This window comes from Micromonospora chokoriensis (assembly GCF_900091505.1).
GTDB classification, from domain to species: Bacteria; Actinomycetota; Actinomycetes; order Mycobacteriales; family Micromonosporaceae; genus Micromonospora; species Micromonospora chokoriensis.
Map to the genome: position 1 here is coordinate 5,938,441 of NZ_LT607409.1, position 17,574 is coordinate 5,956,014.

15 protein-coding genes are annotated in these 17,574 nt (G+C 72.2%); 9 read left to right on the forward strand and 6 right to left on the reverse strand.

From position 1 onward, the window contains the following. Positions 1-82 precede the first annotated feature (82 nt). The gene (locus GA0070612_RS26930) at positions 83-1,672 is read left to right on the forward strand and encodes a phospholipase D family protein (protein ID WP_088990458.1); all 1,590 of its coding nucleotides are present in this window, start codon (positions 83-85) and stop codon (positions 1,670-1,672) included. On the opposite strand, the gene GA0070612_RS26935 is transcribed toward GA0070612_RS26930, so the two are convergent. Next, positions 1,621-2,370: a hypothetical protein gene (locus GA0070612_RS26935; protein WP_088990459.1), complete on the reverse strand. Its 750-nt coding sequence runs from the start codon at positions 2,368-2,370 to the stop codon at positions 1,621-1,623. The two genes, GA0070612_RS26930 and GA0070612_RS26935, sit on opposite strands and share 52 nt — an antisense overlap. 374 nt (positions 2,371-2,744) lie before the next feature. On the opposite strand from GA0070612_RS26935, the gene GA0070612_RS26940 reads away from it, so the two are divergent. Then, positions 2,745-3,569 carry a SigB/SigF/SigG family RNA polymerase sigma factor gene (locus tag GA0070612_RS26940; protein WP_088990460.1) on the forward strand — a complete coding sequence of 275 codons (825 nt, stop codon included), beginning with the start codon at positions 2,745-2,747 and terminating at the stop codon, positions 3,567-3,569. A gap of 88 nt (positions 3,570-3,657) precedes the next feature. Here the strand turns inward: GA0070612_RS26940 and GA0070612_RS26945 are convergent, their stop codons facing one another. Genes GA0070612_RS26945 through GA0070612_RS26955 form a run of 3 tightly spaced genes read right to left on the reverse strand, consistent with a single transcriptional unit; the run spans position 3,658 to position 6,430 of the window. Then, a complete protein-coding gene (locus GA0070612_RS26945; protein ID WP_088990461.1) occupies positions 3,658-4,248 on the reverse strand; it encodes a GNAT family N-acetyltransferase in 591 nt (196 codons plus the stop codon). Next, positions 4,245-5,756: an APC family permease gene (locus GA0070612_RS26950; RefSeq protein ID WP_088990462.1), complete on the reverse strand. Its 1,512-nt coding sequence runs from the start codon at positions 5,754-5,756 to the stop codon at positions 4,245-4,247. The genes GA0070612_RS26945 and GA0070612_RS26950 overlap by 4 nt, the downstream gene beginning before the upstream one ends. 47 nt (positions 5,757-5,803) lie before the next feature. Beyond that, positions 5,804-6,430 (reverse strand): GOLPH3/VPS74 family protein, encoded by a 627-nt coding sequence (locus tag GA0070612_RS26955; protein WP_088990463.1) that lies wholly within the window; start codon positions 6,428-6,430, stop codon positions 5,804-5,806. 237 nt (positions 6,431-6,667) lie between these two features. Between GA0070612_RS26955 and GA0070612_RS26960 the strand changes: the two genes are divergently transcribed. The 3 genes from GA0070612_RS26960 to hrpB are packed head-to-tail and all read left to right on the forward strand — an operon-like array spanning position 6,668 to position 10,240. After that, positions 6,668-7,438, forward strand: coding sequence for a helix-turn-helix domain-containing protein (locus GA0070612_RS26960; RefSeq protein ID WP_231924710.1), 771 nt, complete (start codon positions 6,668-6,670; stop codon positions 7,436-7,438). Between the two features lie 41 nt (positions 7,439-7,479). Then, on the forward strand, positions 7,480-7,680 hold the full coding sequence (locus tag GA0070612_RS26965) for a DUF397 domain-containing protein (protein ID WP_088990465.1): 201 nt from the start codon (positions 7,480-7,482) through the stop codon (positions 7,678-7,680). A gap of 28 nt (positions 7,681-7,708) precedes the next feature. After that, positions 7,709-10,240: an ATP-dependent helicase HrpB gene (gene hrpB / locus GA0070612_RS26970; protein WP_088991792.1), complete on the forward strand. Its 2,532-nt coding sequence runs from the start codon at positions 7,709-7,711 to the stop codon at positions 10,238-10,240. Between the two features lie 9 nt (positions 10,241-10,249). Here hrpB and GA0070612_RS26975 read toward each other — a convergent pair whose 3' ends face one another. Beyond that, the gene (locus tag GA0070612_RS26975; RefSeq protein WP_088990466.1) at positions 10,250-10,975 is read right to left on the reverse strand and encodes a PP2C family protein-serine/threonine phosphatase; all 726 of its coding nucleotides are present in this window, start codon (positions 10,973-10,975) and stop codon (positions 10,250-10,252) included. Positions 10,976-11,234: 259 nt separating this feature from the next. Between GA0070612_RS26975 and GA0070612_RS26980 the strand changes: the two genes are divergently transcribed. Next, the gene (locus GA0070612_RS26980; RefSeq protein ID WP_088990467.1) at positions 11,235-13,844 is read left to right on the forward strand and encodes a glycoside hydrolase family 9 protein; all 2,610 of its coding nucleotides are present in this window, start codon (positions 11,235-11,237) and stop codon (positions 13,842-13,844) included. 81 nt (positions 13,845-13,925) lie between these two features. Here the strand turns inward: GA0070612_RS26980 and GA0070612_RS26985 are convergent, their stop codons facing one another. Next, positions 13,926-14,582 (reverse strand): HAD family hydrolase, encoded by a 657-nt coding sequence (locus GA0070612_RS26985; RefSeq protein WP_088990468.1) that lies wholly within the window; start codon positions 14,580-14,582, stop codon positions 13,926-13,928. Between the two features lie 233 nt (positions 14,583-14,815). Between GA0070612_RS26985 and GA0070612_RS26990 the strand changes: the two genes are divergently transcribed. The 3 genes from GA0070612_RS26990 (at position 14,816) to GA0070612_RS27000 (ending at position 17,441) form a co-directional block, all read left to right on the forward strand. After that, positions 14,816-15,733 (forward strand): hypothetical protein, encoded by a 918-nt coding sequence (locus tag GA0070612_RS26990; protein WP_088990469.1) that lies wholly within the window; start codon positions 14,816-14,818, stop codon positions 15,731-15,733. Positions 15,734-15,889: 156 nt separating this feature from the next. Next, complete coding sequence (locus GA0070612_RS26995) at positions 15,890-17,140, forward strand: HNH endonuclease signature motif containing protein (RefSeq protein ID WP_088990470.1); 1,251 nt, start codon at positions 15,890-15,892, stop codon at positions 17,138-17,140. 58 nt (positions 17,141-17,198) lie between these two features. Beyond that, positions 17,199-17,441 carry a hypothetical protein gene (locus GA0070612_RS27000; protein ID WP_088990471.1) on the forward strand — a complete coding sequence of 81 codons (243 nt, stop codon included), beginning with the start codon at positions 17,199-17,201 and terminating at the stop codon, positions 17,439-17,441. Positions 17,442-17,574 lie beyond the last annotated feature (133 nt).

Genomic DNA, 17,574 nt, shown 5'->3' on the forward strand with positions numbered 1-17,574 from the left:
TCACTGGTCCGTCGGCCCGGCGTGCGGACCGGGGTCGCCCGTCCTACCGTGAGGACGTAGCCGACCTTCAGGGGGCTGGACGGTGCCGTCGCAGGACTGGTTTCTCACCGCTGAGGAACGCGCCAACCCGGTGTCTGGGATACCCGTCTGGACCACGGGAAACCTCGCTGAGCCGTTGATTCACGGTGCCGCGTACTTCGACCGGCTGGTCGACGAGGTGCAGGCGCTGGGCCCCGGTGACCACCTGTTCTTCACCGACTGGCGGGGCGACCCGGACCAGCGGCTGCGCCCGGACGGCCCGACCGTGGCCCAGCTCTTCGCCCAGGCCGCCCAGCGTGGCGTGGTGGTCAAGGGGCTGATCTGGCGCTCACACCTCGACGTGCTGGCCTACAGCGAGGCGGAGAACCGCGACCTCAGCGAGACGGTCTCGGCAGCCGGCGGCGAGGTGCTGCTCGACCAGCGGGTCCGGCGCGGCGGGTCGCATCACCAGAAACTCGTCGTGTTGCGGCACCCGGACGCACCGGAACGGGACATCGCGTTCGCCGGCGGGATCGACCTGTGCCACAGCCGGCGCGACGACGCCGATCACCACGGCGACCCGCAACCGGTACAGATGTCCCCCTGCTACGGGCCCACCCCGCCCTGGCACGACATCCAGCTCGCGGTACGCGGTCCGGTGGTCGGCGCGTTGGACACGCTGTTCCGGGAACGCTGGACCGACCCGATGCCCCTGGATTCGGAGAACCCGATGGCCTACCTGCGGGACCGGCTGCGCGGCGCGGACCTGCGCCCGGACCCGCTGCCCGAGCAACCGGCCGATCCGCCGCCCTGCGGTCCGCACCGGATCCAGGTGCTGCGCACCTACCCCGCCGTCCGCCCCCGTTACTCGTTCGCGCCCGACGGCGAGCGGACCGTGGCCCGGGGTTACACCAAGGCGGTACGCCGCGCCCGTCGACTCATCTACCTGGAGGACCAGTACCTCTGGTCCGCCGAGGTCGCCGACCTGTTCGCGCACGCGCTGCGGGACAACCCTGATCTGCACCTGGTCGCCGTGGTGCCGCGACACCCGGACGTGGACGGCCGGTTGGCGCTGCCACCGAACATGGTCGGGCGGGAGCAGGCGCTGTCGCTGTGCGAGCGCGCCGCACCGGACCGGGTGCACGTCTTCGACGTGGAGAACCGCTCCGGCGACCCGGTCTACGTGCACGCCAAGGTATGTGTCGTCGACGACGTGTGGGCCAGCGTGGGCAGCGACAACTTCAACCGCCGGTCCTGGACGCACGACAGCGAGTTGTCCTGCGCCGTGCTCGACGAGACCCGCGACCAGCGGGAGCCCACCGATCCCGCCGGTCAGGGGGACGGCGCTCGGGTCTTCGCCCGGGACCTGCGGCTACGGCTCCTACGCGAGCACCTGGACCGTGACCCGGCCGGCGCGGACGACGCCGACCTGCTCGACCCGGCGGACGCCGTCGCGGCCGTCACCGCTGCCGCCGACGCGCTCCAGCAGTGGTACGACGACGGCCAGGTGGGCGAACGGCCGCCCGGACGGCTGCGCCCGCACCGACCCGAGCGGCTGCCGTGGTTCACCAGGGCGTGGGCGTTGCCGGTGTACCGGCTGGTCTACGACCCGGACGGCAGGCCACTGCGGGCGAGGCTGGCCGGCACCTGGTGAACAGGTCGGGCCGGCTCCGGCGCGGCGACCGGGTGCACTGTCAACCCGCCGGGATAGGCGAACGAGGAGCGCGGCGAGTAGTAGCCGAAGCCGATGGTCAGCGGGTTGGCCGGGCGGAGCGCGTACATCGGGTGCCCCGGTTGGAGGAACTCCACCGACTCGATCTCGAACGGGGAGACCGGCTCGGCGATGAAGGGGTACGCCGAGCTGAGCAGTTGACCGTCACGACGGGTGAAGTAGCGGTGGTGCCCGCTGCTGATCACGTGACCGGTCTCCCCCACGCGGCACCGGGCCTGGATCACCGTCGTCCCGTCGATCTCCGTCTCGGAGAGCAGGTCCTCGCCGCTCACCTCGATCCTGGTCCGCCCGGAGAGCACCGGGGCGCCACGGGCGGCGGCGTACTCACGGACCCGCCGACTGGAGGCCACGTAGTGGCTCCACCAGCCCCCCGGGTTGAGGCCACCGGGGGCGTCCACGCCGACCAGTGAGACCCCGAGGTAGGTCAGCGAGTACGCGCCGAAGCCGGAGGTCTGCGTCTCGTCGTCCACGATGTACTGGTTGAGGAACACCTGACGGTCGGGGCGGGGGCACAGCCCTGGCGGAACCAGTGCGGCGACCGCGTCCGGGTCCGCCGGCAGCCAGCTGAAGTAGAGCGTTCGACTGTTCACGACGAGCTGGGGAGCGGCTGGATCGAGCACGGTGCCTCCGAACCGGGTGTGTAAGGCGACGCTACGGCCGGTCCCGCCAGCGGGACAACGACGGATAGGCGACACTCCTGCCCTGATGTCGGATTTCATCTTGACCGGTTGGCCCGCCACGACGGCCGGTCGGTCATCCCTCCGGCCCGACCGGGCAGCGAAGCACCACCGCAGGACGGGTAAGGCTCCTCACAGCCGGACCGCCTAATGCCAGATTTGCGACCTTTGCCCCTCGAAACACCTTAAGTACATCAGCCTTTCGGCTAGATTTTTGCGAGACGATCAGGTTAAGGTGAGTCCCGAACGGCCCATGAAGAGCTAAACCAAAGAGCCACACCTTTTTAGTCCGCGGACGAGGTGCAGGGAGGACCACCATGACCGCGTCAACGATCACCGAGCAGTCGAGCACCGCCGTGAAGGCACCCGCGAAGCTCGACCCGCGCGCGCTCACCGACAGCGCCGCCGACCTGCTCAACGCCATGGCTGCGCTGCCCGCCAACCACCCGTCGCGCGCCGCCCTCCGGGACCGCGCGATCGAGGCCTGGCTCCCGCTGGCCAACCACCTGGCCCACCGCTACAGCGGGCGCGGCGAGCCGACCGACGACCTGGCCCAGACCGCCGCGGTCGGCCTGATCAAGGCCATCGACAAGTTCGACCCCTCCCGTGGTGTCGACTTCGCCGGCTACGCGATCCCCACCATCATCGGCGAACTCAAGCGGCACTTCCGGGACCGCACCTGGGACATCCGCGTGCCGCGCCGGCTCCAGGAGCTGCGGCTGGCCATCTCCGACGCCAACAGCTCGCTCCTGCAGACCCTCGGCCGCTCGCCGACGGTCGCCGACATCGCCGCCCACCTCAAGCTCACCGAGGAAGAGGTCCTGGAGGGCCTGGAGGGCGCCCGCGCGTACAACGCGGTGTCGCTGTCCACCCCGACCGGCGACGGTGAGCGGGCCACCGAGCTGGGCGACATGCTCGGCGGCGAGGACAACGAGTTCGAGCTGGCCGAGCTGCGGGTCGCCCTCGGCCCGGCACTGGCCACCCTCGACGAGCGCGAGCAGAAGATCCTCACGCTGCGCTTCTACGGCAACCTGACCCAGTCGCAGATCGCCGACCAGATCGGTGTCTCGCAGATGCACGTCTCCCGGCTGCTGACCCGGGCGCTGACCAAGCTGCGCGGCCAGCTGGACGGCACATACTGAGCACGTGACGAAGCGGAGGGCCGGGTCCGTGGACCCGGCCCTCCGCTCGTGTTCGTGATGTCACGCGAGCGTGACATCACCTGTGCGGTCAGTTCCCCGCCGGCTCCCGCCACATCGGCCAGAACGGCGTGCCGTCGGGCACCCGGAACGGCTCCCCGGCCAGGTAGCCGTGCCTCGCGTACAGGTCCCGGCTGCGCGGGCTGCTCGCCTCCAGGTACGCGGGCATCCCGTTGGCGTCCAGCCAGGCGTGGTGGTGCCGCATCAGGGCGCTCCCCAATCCCTGCCCCTGCCGGCCCGGCCGGGTCGCCAGGAAGGCGAGGTGGTGGTGGTCCGGGTGGGGGTGGTTCGCCGCGAACAACTCGTCGAGGTGCTGGAACCGGTCGGTCCACTCACCGCAGGCGGCGGCCAGTCGGGCGTCGTAGTCCGCGGGCGGCGGCGCCGGCTCACCGACCGACGGGAACCAGACCGCTACCGACGCCCGGTCCTCGGTGGCGTGCACCATGCCGTGCCGCATGGCGTGGTCGACCAGGATCTCGAAGTCCCCGGCCAGCACGGCCTCCCGCTTGCTGGCGTCGGGCACCAGCCAGTACGTCACCTCCAGCACGGTGAACGCCTCGGCGATCCGACCCGCCACCAGAGCGGTCTCCTCCGGCCCGAGCCGCTCGATGACCACGCTCATCGGGTCGCCTCCGCGGTGGGCTGCGCCGACGGCGTGACGACGGCGGCGCTGCTCGCCGCGCCCAGGCCGATCCGGGCGTACGTGTCGGGACGTCTGCCGCGCAGCACCAGCGCCCAGCCGATGCCCAGCAGGGCAGCCACCGGGTACGCGGCGGGCAACGCCCAGCGCAGGGTGGAGTCCGGCGCGACGCCGAGCAGGTTGGCGAAGTTCGACACCGCCAGCCAGATGATCACGAGGAGCGCGACGGTCGCCAGGCCGGGCGCGACGACCCGCCGCCAGACGTTCTCGCCACCGGCGGAGCGGGCGAAGTAGGCGATCACGGCAACCGAGGTGGTGGCGATCAGCAGCAGTACGCCGAACCCGCCGGTGGTGCCGCCCCAGAAGAACAGTTGGACGACCGGATCCCAGCCGTTGACCGCGTACACCAGGATGACCACCAGGCCGAGGGCGCTCTGCGCCAGCGAGGCCGCCCGGGGCGCCCCGGAGCGGGCCGAGGTCTGCCCGAACACCGCCGGCAGCACCCGCTCCCGACCGAGCGCGAACGTGTAGCGGGCCGTGGTGTTGTGGAACGAGATCATCGCGGCGAGCACGGAGGTCAGGAAGAGCACCTGCCCGATGGTGACCACGGTGTCGCCGAGGTGCGCGGCGGCCAGGTTGAAGATCAGCCCCACGCTCTGCTCGCCGGCCTCGGCGACGATCCTGTCCGGCCCCACGGCGACCGTCATCGTCCAGGACGACAACGCGTACAGGCCGGCGATGATCGCCACCGAGAGGTACGTCGCGAGCGGCACCGTCCGCTTGGGATCCTTGCTCTCCTCGCTGAAGACCACGGCGGACTCGAAGCCGACGAAGCCCAGGATCGCCAGCACCAGCACCGCGCCGACTCCCGGCACGAAGAGGTTGTCCGGCGCGAAGCCGGCGAAGCTGACCTGGTCACCGGCGGGGTTGCCGATCTGCCCCAGGTCGAAGACGAGGATCACCACGATCTCGGCGACCAGCAGCGCGGCCAGGACCAGACCGTTGATGTCCACCCGGAGCAGACCGAGCAGGCCGACCAACGCCCACGCCACCAGGGCCACGACCGCCCAGTGCGGGTGCCCGCCGAAGATCCGGTCCAGCACCGGCTCGGCTGCCGCGCCGATGGTGCCGTACAGCCCGACCTGCAGCGCGTTGTACGCGATCAACGCGACCCAGGCGGCGCCCACACCCGCCGGGCGGCCGAGACCTCGGGAGATGTAGGCGTAGAAGGCGCCGGCGTTCTCCACCCGCCGCGACATCGCCACGTAGCCCACCGAGAACAGGGCGAGCACGGCGGCGACCAGCAGGAAGGCCAGCGGGATGCCGGTCACCCCGATGACGCCGTAGCCGGTGGTGACGACACCGGCCACCACGGTCAGCGGCGCGGCCGCGGAGAGCACGAAGAAGATCACCGAAGGGATGCCGAGGCGGCCTCGGGCCAGGGCGTCGGAGACGTTGCTCGGTCGGTCGACTGTCGATGTCGGGGGCATACGACTACTCCGGTCGTCGAGGGGGAGGGGTAGGGGTTACCGGAACATCAGGGAATGCCGCGCAGCACGGCGGCGCCGACGGCGGCCTCGGTGTGCCCGACCAGTTCCTTCAGCGGCGCCGGCAGTGCGGGGATGAGGACGTTCAGCCGGTGGTGGGCGCGCGGGCCGGCGCTCCACAGCACCTCGCGGGTCAGCCCGGCGGCCACGACGATGCCGAGCAGCAACGCGTCCGGCACGTTCGGCGGGTCGGGCCGGTCCAGCAGTGCGCGCAACCGGGTCGCCGGCCAGGCCACCGCGTTGAGGTCGATCGGCAGGTAGGTGACCGAGGTGCGCAGCAACCGGCGACTCTCCTGGCGGCGCAGCACGCCGGCGCGGGCCAGCCGCTCCCCCACCGACGTCGTCGCGCTCTGCGCCAGGAAGCTGAGCCAGGTGCGCAGCTCCTGGTGCTGGGGTTCGCCGATCAGCTGGTCGAGCACCGTGTGCGCCAGCGCGTCCGCGGGCGGGCGACGGTCGATGACGGTGACCTGCCCGGCCGACACGGTGATGTGTCCGTAGAGGAGCAACTCGCCGAGCAGCCCGCTGGCCAGCCCGAGCCCGGTCGCCGCCGGGTGCAGCTTGGCCTTGCCACGACTGTCGTTGTGCGCGATCAGGAAGAACTCGTCGGCGATGAGCAACGGCCCTCCCGCACAGGTGTGTCCACAGTGATCGCGACCGGGAAAGGATGCACCGAGAGCTATTGCAACGCAACTCCCAGATTTGAAAGTTGCACTCCGTGCAGGCGCGACCTGCGGATCTTGGTCTGTCAGACTCGGACAGTGACCGCCACCCCCACCAACCGACCCGCCGCCAGCCCGACCGTGCGCCGCAGACGCATCGCCCGGGAGCTTCGCCAGCTCCGGGAACGCGCGGGCATGACCCTCGACGTGGCCGCCCGCCAGCTCGACATGTCGAAGAGCAACCTCTCCCGGATCGAGACCGCGCAGATCGGCATCAAACCGCGCGACGTCCGCGCCGCCCTCGCCCTCTACGAGGTGACCGGCTCGGACGCGGAGGCCCTGATCGAGATCGCCCGTGGGGCACAGCAACGCGGGTGGTGGCAGAACTACAGCGACGTGCTGCCCGAGTGGTTCGAGTTCTACGTGGGGCTGGAGGCCGAGGCGGCGGCGCTGCGCACGTACGAGGCCGAGTCGGTGCCGGGGCTGCTGCAGACCGAGGCGTACGCCCGGGAGATCTTCCGCCGCACCGCCGGCGAGGACGGCCTGGAGCGCAAGGTCGCGGCCCGGCTGCACCGGCAGGAGGTCCTGCGCCGGGAGAACCCGGTCCAGCTCTCGGTGGTGCTCAACGAGGCGGTGCTGCTGCGCCCGGTCGGCGGCAGCGCGGTGATGGCCGAACAGTTGGTCCATATGAGCCGGATCGCGCAGTTACCGAACGTAACAATTCAGGTACTTCCCTTCGCGGCCGGCGGCCACCCGGCGATGAGCACCCCGTACGTGATCATCAACTTCGTCGATGCCGGCGACGCGTCCGTGGTTTACCTGGATAACCTCACAATGGGACTGGCTCTGGAGGAGGCCGACCAGGTGCTCGGGTATAGCCTTCTGCACGAGGAGCTGTGCCGGATGGCGCTCGATCCGACGGCGTCCTTGACCCGTCTTGAGCATGCTTCTCGTAACTTTGCGTGACCGCTTCGGCGGCACGCCGACGCAGACGAGAGGTACCCCGGATGACGGCGCACGACCTGACCCGAGCGGCTTGGCGCACCAGCACGCGCAGCAGTGGCAACGGCAACTGCGTGGAGGTCGCGACAGCCGACGGTCAGATCGCCGTACGCGACAGCAAGGACCGCTCCGGCCCGGTGCTCGCCTTCGGCCCGGCCGCCTGGCGGGCCTTCGTGTCCGGCGTGAGCGAGGTCCGTCGCCGCTGAGGCGTCCCCTCCGGTGCGAGACTGGGCCGTGCTCTCCGACGTGACAGTGGACCTGCCGGTACGCCCCGTGCTGCCGGCGCTGGTCGCGGCCCTCGACGCGGCCGGCACCGGCGTGCTGGTGGCACCGCCGGGCACCGGCAAGACCACCCTCGCGCCGCTGGCCGTCGCCGAGCGGGTCACCGGTCGGGTGGTGATCGCCCAACCCCGGCGGGTGGCGGCCCGCGCCGCCGCCCGACGGATGGCCGAGCTGCTCGGCGAGCGGGTGGGCGACCGCGTCGGCTACGCGGTCCGCGGCGAACGCCGGGTCGGGCCGGACACCCGGGTGGAGGTGGTCACCACCGGCCTCCTGCTGCGGCGGCTGCACCACGACCCGGAGCTGCCCGGCACGGGTGCCGTGCTGCTCGACGAGTGCCACGAACGACAACTCGACGCCGACCTCGCGGTGGCCTTCACCGTGGAGGCGAGGGCTACCCTCCGGCCGGACCTGTGGTTGCTGGCGATGTCCGCCACCCCGGACACCGACCGGTTCGCCGCGCTGCTCGGCGGGCCCGCACCGGCCCCGGTCGTACGGGCCGACTCGGCACTGCACCCGGTCGCGCGGATCTGGTCGCCACCGGCGCGCCCGATCGCTCCACCCGGGGCCGGGCCGGTGGACCGGGCGCTGCTGGACCACGTGGCCGCCACCATCCGGCGCGCGCTGCGCGAGCGCGACGGAGACGTGCTGGTCTTCCTGCCCGGAGCCGGCGAGATCGCCGCGATCACCGGGCGGCTGGCCGACCTGCGCGACGCCGTCGCGCTGCTGCCGTTGCACGGTCGGCAACGCGGCGCCGAGCAGGACGCCGCCCTGCGTCCGGCTGACCGACGTCGGGTGGTGCTGGCCACCGCGCTGGCCGAGACCAGCCTGACCGTCCCGGGCGTGCGGGTCGTGGTGGACGCGGGCCTGTCCCGGGTGCCCCGCGTCGACCTGGCCCGGGGGTTGGGTGCGCTGGTGACCGTGCCGGTCTCCCGGGCCGCCGCCACCCAACGCGCGGGCCGCGCCGGCCGGGAGGCCCCCGGGTACGTCTACCGGTGCTGGTCGGAGGCGACCCACGAGCGACTGCCCGCGCGCCCCGAACCGGAGATCGCCACCGCCGACCTGACCGGCTTCGCGCTGGAGCTGGCCGCCTGGGGTCGACCGGACGGCGTCGGACTCGCGCTGCCCGACCCGCCACCGGCCGCCGCGATGACGGTGGCCCGGGACACGCTGCGCACCCTGGGCGCGGTCGACGTCGACGGCCGGATCACCGCCCGGGGACGCGCGATCGCCGCTGCCGGAGCGCATCCCCGGCTGGCCCGGGCGCTGCTCGACGGCGCCGGTCGGGTCGGCGCCGACCGGGCGGCCGAGGTGGTCGCCCTGCTCGCCGAGGAGAGCACCGCCGGCCCCGGCGACGACCTGGTGGCCGGCTGGCGTCGGCTGCGCGCCGGTGTCGACGCGGGTGCGACCGCCCGCTGGCGCACCGAGGTACGACGGCTGCGCGCCGCGCTGCCCACCGAGGGTCCCGCGGGCGACAGCCGATCCGGAGCCGGGGCCACGACGCTGAGCGACGATCTCGCCGCCGGGCTGCTCGTCGGTCTGTCGTACCCGGAACGGTTGGCCCGGGTGCGGCGGCCGGGCGGTTCGGCGTACCTGATGACCGGCGGGACCGCCGCGGACCTGGCGGCCGGCTCGGGGCTGGCCGGTGCCGACTGGCTGGCGGTGGCGGTCGCGGACCGCGCGCCCGGCGCGTCGGCGGCGCGGATCCGCCGGGCCTCACCGGTGGACGAGGCGACGGCCCGGGAGGCGGCCGGCCCGCTGCTGCGCACCGATCGGGAGGTGGGCTGGTCCGACGGGGACGTGGTGGCGCGGGAGGTGACCCGCCTGGGCGCGATCGAGCTGGTCCAGCGCCGGCTGGAGCGACCGGACCGGGCCGAGGTGGCCGCGGCGTTGCTGACCGGCCTCCGTCAGGAGGGCCTGGGGCTGCTGACCTGGACGCCGGCGGCGCGGGCGCTGCGCGAGCGGCTGGCGTTCCTCCGGCACCACCTGGGCGACCCGTGGCCGGACGTCGGCGACGAGGCGTTGCGCGACGCGGCACCCACCTGGTTGGGGCCGGAGTTGGCGGCAGCCCGGCGTCGTGCCGACCTGGCGCGGGCGGACGTGACGTCGGCGCTGCGCCGGCTGCTGCCCTGGGCGCAGGCCGCCCGACTGGACGAGGTGGCCCCGGAGCGGATCGAGGTGCCCAGCGGTTCACGGATCCGGGTGGACTACACCGATCCGGCCGCGCCGGTGCTCGCCGTGAAACTCCAGGAGACGTTCGGCTGGTCGGTGGCGCCACGCGTCGGTGACGGACGGGTGCCGGTGCTGCTGCACCTGCTCTCCCCCGCCGGCCGTCCGGTGGCGGTCACCGCCGATCTGGCCTCGTTCTGGCGCACCGGCTACCCGCAGGTCCGTTCCGAGTTGCGTGGACGTTATCCACGGCACCCGTGGCCGGAGGACCCGGGCACGGCGACGCCCACCCGGCACGCCACCCCGCGCCGGCGTTGACCGCCGGCCCTACTCCTCCGACACGTCGGCCACCGCCACCGTGACGTTGTCCGGTGCGCCGGCGTGCAACGCCAGGTCGATGAGCTTGCCGACGCACTCCGACCGGTCCGGGTAACCGGTGAGCACCTCGGTGAGAGTGTCCGGACGGACGACGTTGGAGAGACCGTCGCTGCACAGCAACCACCGGTCGCCGGCCCTGGGCACCATCGTCGCGTACGACGGGGAGACCTCGTCGCCCTGCAACGCCTGGGTGACCACGGCACGCCGCGGGTGGCTGCTGGCCTGGTCCGGCGTGATCACGCCCTGGTCGACCAGCATCTGGACGAACGTGTCGTCCCGGGTGACCTGCTTGAGCACGCCGTCGCGGAACAGGTAGGCCCGGGAGTCACCGACGTGGGCGAGGGCCAGGCAGCTGCCGGTACGGGCGAAGAGCAGGGCGGTCAGTGTGGTGCCCATGCCCTGACGCTCGGGGTCCTCGGCGACCGCCTGCCGGATGCGGGAGGTGGCCAGGGCGATGGCACCTTCGAGCGCGGCGACCAGGGCGTCCTCGGGTGTCTCCACGTCCAGCGGGGCGACGGCGTCGATGGTGAGGGCGCTGGCCAGGTCGCCGGCGGCCATTCCGCCCATGCCGTCGGCGACGGCGACGAGCCAGGTGCCGGCGTGCAGGGCGTCCTGGTTTCCGCTGCGGATCAGCCCACGGTCGCTCGTTCCCACGGAACGCAGCTTCAGGGTCATGGGAGGCAGCCTGCCAGGCGAAGGGCGCAGTTGTCTCTAGGAGATCAGGACGACGGCGCGTGGCGCGGCCAATCTCACGTCTTGGTGACGCACGTGTCCGTGCGCCGCCGCGCCCGAGCGCCCATGTCGGATAGCACAACCCATCCAATCGGATCAATTGACATCGTCTACCGACGCTGGAAACATCGAGCCGATATTGGGAGCGCTCCCAGCTTCTTGTCGCCACCACCGTCCCGTTTCCGTCCCGGAAGGACTCCCCGTGACGTCATCCCGACGCCGCCTCCTGTTGGCAGCGGCGACCACTCTGGCCCTCACCGGCGCGGGCGCCGGCGCGGCCCACGCCGACCCACCACCGGACGCCCCCGAGCAGATCGACAACGGCGACTTCAGCGAAGGAGTGAGCCCCTGGTTCTCCTTCGGCACCGGTGCGCTCGCGGTCACCGACGGGCAGCTCTGCACCACCGTCCCGGGTGGCCTGGCCAACCCGTGGGACGCCGGCATCGGCCAGGACGGCGTGCCGCTGATCGCGGGCGCCGAATACACCCTCGGCTTCTCCGTCTCCGCCACGCCCGGCGCGGCCGTCAAGGCGGTGCTGCAACTCGGTAGCGCCCCCTACACCACGTACGCGGCCGTCGACGCCACCGCGACCGGCACCCTCCAGCGGGTCGAGCAGACCTTCACCGTGCCGGACGACAACCCCAACGCCCAACTGATCTTCCAGGTCGGTGGTGCCGCGCAGGCGCAGACCATCTGCCTGGACGACGTCTCGCTGCGCGGCGGCGAGCCGCCCGAGCCGTACGTGCCGGACACCGGGCCGCGGGTCCGCGTCAACCAGGTCGGCTACCTGCCCGGCGGTCCGAAGAACGCCACTGTCGTCACCGAGGCCACCACGGCGCTGCCCTGGCAACTGCGCTCCGCCGCTGGCGCCGTCGTGGCCAGCGGCACCACGACCGCCCGCGGTGTCGACGCCGCCTCCGGGCAGAACGTGCACACCGTCGACTTCTCCAGCTACCGCACCCCGGCCAGCGGGCTCACGCTCACCGTGGACGGCGAGACCAGCCACCCGTTCGACGTCTCCGGCACGCTCTACGACCAGCTGCGCTCCGACTCGTTGCAGTTCTTCTACGCCCAGCGCAGCGGCATCGCCATCGACGGTGACCTGATCGGCGACGAGTACGCGCGCCCCGCCGGTCACCTCGGCGTCGCACCCAACCGGGGCGACACCAGCGTGCCCTGCCAGCCGGGCGTCTGCGACTACTCGCTGGACGTACGCGGCGGCTGGTACGACGCCGGCGACCACGGCAAGTACGTGGTCAACGGGGGCATCGCCACCTACCAGCTGCTGAGCACCTTCGAGCGGACCAAGACGGCGGCCACCGCCGACGGCGGCGCCGCGCTGGGCGACAGCACCCTGCGGGTGCCCGAGCGCGGCAACGGCGTGCCGGACATCCTCGACGAGGCCCGCTGGGAGCTGGAGTTCCTGCTGCGCATGCAGGTGCCGGCCGGCAAGCCGCTCGCCGGGATGGTCCACCACAAGATCCACGACCAGAACTGGACCGGCCTGCCGCTCGCCCCGCAGGACGACGCGCAGCCGCGCGAGCTGCACCCGCCGTCGACCGCGGCCACCCTCAACATGGCCGCCACCGCCGCCCAGTGCGCGCGCCTGTTCGCCCCCTACGACGCGGCGTTCGCGAACCGTTGCGCCACCGCGGCGAAGACGGCCTACAGCGCGGCCAAGGCCAACCCCGCGGTGTACGCCAGCCCGACCGACGGCACCGGCGGCGGCGCGTACGACGACAGCAACGTCACCGACGAGTTCTACTGGGCGGCGGCCGAGCTGTACCTGACCACCGGGGCGCAGACCTACCTGGCCGACCTGACCGCCTCCCCGCACCACACCGGGAACGTGTTCGACACGCTGGGCTTCAGCTGGCAGAGCGTCGCCGCGTTGGGCCGTCTCGACCTGGCCACCGTGCCGAACGGTCTGCCCGCCGCCGACCTGGCCCGGGTCCGCGCCTCGGTCACCACGGCCGCCGACACCTACCTCGCCGAGCTGCGCCGGCAGGCGTACGGGCTGCCGATGCCCGGTGACGCCAACAGCTACTTCTGGGGTGGCAACGGCAATGTCATCAACAACGCCGTGGTGCTGGCCACCGCCTTCGACCTGACCCGCAACCCGGTCTACCGCGACGGTGCCGTGCAGGCGATGGACTACATCCTGGGTCGCAACGCGCTGAACATCTCCTACGTCACCGGTTGGGGCGAGCACGCCGCGCAGAACCAGCACAGTCGCATCTTCGGCCACCAGCTCGACCCGAGCATGCCCCGGCCGCCGGCCGGCTCGATCGCCGGTGGCCCGAACGCGGCCCTCCAGGATCCGTTCGTGGCGAAGTTGCTGGCCGGCTGCAAGCCGATGTTCTGCTACGTCGACGACATCAACTCGTACTCGACGAACGAGGTCGCGATCAACTGGAACTCGGCGCTGACCTGGATCTCCTCGTTCCTGGCCGACCAGGGTGACTCCGGCGCGGTGCCGGCCACCACCTGCTCGGTGGCCTACACCAACTACGGCGCCTGGCACGGCGGCACCGGGTTCACCGCCCAGCTGACCGTCCGCAACACCGGTGCCACGGCGATCAACGGGTGGAACGTGCGGTTCGCGTTCACCGGCGACCAGCGCGTGCGCGAGGCGTGGCTGGCAAAGGTCACCCAGTCCGGCGCGACGGTGACCGCGCGCAACGAGTCGCACAACGCCAAGATCGCACCGGGTGGCTCAGTGATGTTCGGCTTCAACGCGACGACCACCGGGGGCGCCAACCCGAGCCCCGGCCTGGTGACCGTCAACGGGGCGGCCTGCTCGCTGAGCTGACGTCTTCCTGGGTGGCCGCCCTTCCCCCGGGGCGGCCACCCAGGGCTCCGCCTCGGCTCGACCGCCCTTATGCAACAGGCCTTAGCCGCGTGCCGCGTTGTGCTCGGCGACCAGACCCGGCAGGTCGTCGAGCGTGTCGATGCGGAACAGGCACTGCTCAGCCACGGCCGGGAGGTCCAGGATGTGCCCCCACGGCGAGCGCCGGATCAGGCAGGCCTTCATCCCGGCCGCCAGGGCCGGACGTGCGTCGTTGTCGGGCCGGTCGCCGACGTACAGGATCGACGACGCGTCGCCGCCACCCTCGGCGAGGACCCGCTCGAAGAAGCCGGCCGACGGCTTCGCCACACCCCAACCGTGCGACGTGCCGATCACGTCCACGGAAAGATCGAGAGCGCGCAGGGTCGCCTCGGCGTGGGCCGGCTGGTTACCGGCCAGGCCCACCAACAGACCCTGGTCCCGCAACGCGGTCAGGCACCCTCGCGCGTCCGGATAGAGGTCCTCCGCGCCGAACGTCTCCGGCTGACCGGCGGTCGCCCGACGATCGAGCTCGGCCGCGAGATCGAAGTCGGGGCGGAAGGTTCGGAACGTCTCCTGGTAGTCCAGCCCTCGGGCGATCACCGCACCGAAGACCGCCGAGAACGTGTGCCGTGGAACGCCGAGCCAGTCCGCCCATGTCGCGAACTCGCGGGATTCGTCCAGAATCGTTCCACCGACATCGAAGAAGACCGCATTGATCATTGCTGACCCCCGTCATGGCGCAGCTCCGGGCGGAGCATAAATAGCAATCGACTCCCGCGCTCCCCGCGCGGGCTGCGGGCTGCGGGCTGCGGGCTGCGGGCTGCGGGCTGCGGGCTGCGGGCCGACCATGCAGTTCGTGCCGGGTGCTTTCGAGTTGATGTCGTAGACGATTCACCAACCGTGCGCGCCAAACCCGGTGGAACCGTCGCTCCGGGTGGGCCATGGTGGGGGCCATGGACGACGGTGATCTGACCGCGGCGGAACGTCGTGTGTGGGCGGCGATGCCGGCGGGAACGCGGGCCGCACTGGCCGGGCTGTCCGGCGCGGATCTGCGCAGCCTGCTGTTGGGCGTGGCCCGCGACCGGGCGGCGACGGTGCGTCCGTCCGAGGTGGTACGCCGTTGGCGCGAGGACCGGTTCGTCCGCCCGGCCAGCGCGGATCCGCGCGTACTCGCTCGGGTGGAGGCCCGGATGTGGCACCTACTGCCCGCCGACGTCTTCGGGGTGGAGTTGTCTCCGGTCGTGCCGGTGGGCGCCTGCTCGGCGGTCGCGTCGGGCAGCCAGAACAGGATCGTCACCACGATGCGGGCCAGCGAGGTGCTGAGCGACCCCACCAACGCCCTCGCGATCGAGGCAGCCGTGCGTCGCCGTCGACAGGACGAGGTGCACCTGGCCGCCGCCCATCGCGTACTGCGGGCGCAGGATTTCGGTAACGGCGCGTCGTCGCACTTCCGGCTCTTCGCCCTGGTGTCCAGCGCCCGGGACACCGGCTCGGGCAGCACCCAGGCCCGCCTGCTGGTCCGGCACCTCACCTACTGGCAGACGGTCCTCGCCGAGCTGGCGCCGGCGGCCGCGCCTCAGCTGCACGTCACGACCCTCGACGACGACGTCGCCGTCCGGGAACGGCTGGCGGACACCGTCCGACCGGCGCTCGACGAGGGTGCGGTGCCGCTCGTGGACGAGCCGGAGCGCACCCGCGGTCGCGGCTACTACACCGGTTGCGCCGTACGGATCAGCCTCCTCGACGGCGAGCTGGAGATCGGCGACGGCGGCCTCACCGACTGGACCGCCCGACTGAGCGGCGACGCCAAGGAACGCTGCCTCATCTCCTGCCTCGCCACCGAACGCCTCGCCGGCCACGTGGCCCACTGAGGCGGGCTCGTGCGGTGCTCGGTCCCTGCAGCTGACCTCCAGGCCGGCTCTTCGACCAGCGCGGGTAGGGCTGGGCCGAGAACCGCCTTCGACATTGCCGAGCAGCGCGCTGCGATCGCGACCAAAACTGTCGTACACCTGTTCTAGTCTCGATCCATGGTGGAGGGGTTGGCGCAGGCGGAGGCGGCCGTCGCCGACTGCCTCGACGCCTCGGCGTGGGCTCTTCCAGAGCAGGGCCTGGTCGCGGCACTCGACGCCACGCACCGGCTCGCGCAGCGCCTGGCGGCTGTGCAGCTGGCCCTGGTGCGCGAGCTGGACGGTCGTGGCACGGCCCGGACGCAGGGCGCGTCGTCGACGGCGGTGTGGTTGCGAGACCGGTTGCGGCTGAGCATCCCCGCCGCCCGCCGGCTGGTCGATCTCGCTGGTGCGCTGGACGCCGGAGCGTCCGGCGTGCGTGCTGCTCTGGCCAGCGGTGCCATCACCGTGGAGCAGGCCCGGGTCATTGGCGACACGGTCCGCACGGTGCACACGACCGCAGGCGCCGAAGCGGCCGAGAAGGCGGTCGGCGTGCTCGTCGAGTGGGCCGGGCAGTTCGAGCCGACGCTGCTGCGCAAGCTGGGCACCCACGTCCTCGACCATGTCGCCCCGGAGGTCGCCGACGCCGCGGCGCGGGCGGCGTTGGACGCCGAGGCGCGTCGAGCCGACCGGGACCGTCACGTCACGCTGTCCGAGCTACGCGACGGCCGGATACGGCTGTCCGGCAGCCTGGATGCGGAGGCGGCCGGGCTGCTGCGCGCGGCGCTCGACCCACTGACCGCGCCGTCCGGTCCGCACGATCCGCGTTGTCCCGGGCAACGCCGTCACGACGCGCTCGCCGACCTCTGCCGACTCGCCCTGCGCACCGGTGAGCTACCTGAGAATGGCGGCGAGCCCGCCCAGGTCGTCGTCACCACCAGCTTCGACGTGTTGACCCGGCAACTCGACGCCGGCGCTCTCGACACCGGGCCACGCGTGACCCCGGAGACGGTACGCCGTCTCGCCTGCGACGCGGCGATCCTGCCGGCCGTCCTCGGCGGCAGCGGCCAGACGCTCGACGTGGGCAGGCAACGCAGACTGGTCACCGGCCCTCTGCGACGCGCCCTGGTCCTGCGCGACCGCGGCTGCGCCTTCCCGGGCTGTGACCGCCCGCCCCGCTGGTGCGACGCCCACCACATCCGCCACTGGGCCGACGGTGGCAGCACCAGCCTGGCCAACTCGGTGCTCCTCTGTGCCCACCATCACCGACATCTCCACCGTGGCGATTGGACGGTTCGGCTCGGCGGCGACGGCCACCCGGAGTTCGTCCCGCCTGCCTGGCTCGACCCCGACCGAATTCCCCGCCGCAACCGGTACCACCGGCGGACGTGACGTCCCCGTACGCGTCCAAACGGTCAGGAGGCAGGGCGTCCGCGCCTAGGCTGGCACCGTGTCGATCGTGAACCTCGTCGAGAAATTCGGCGCGGACGGCTCCCTGGAGAGTTCGTGGGTTCTGCCACCGGATGCCGTTGAACCACTGCGCGCACACGTCGACGTCACACCACAGGGGTGGTTTGTGGACGTGTGGCCGGTGACCTCGGACATCGCCGTCATCGTGCAGCCCTGGGTCGCCGAGCCAGTCGAGGCCGAGTCAGGTGCCTGGTTCATCGGTTCCGTTCATACGGCCGGCTAGGACGGCCGCCACCGATCAGGACGCCGGGTGATAGGCGCGGTCGGGGTCCTTGCAGACACTGCATCGGCTGAACGACGGGCGGCGGCGGCGCGAGGCGAGGTGGTCCGTGGGGCTCGGCCCGACCGGAGATCAG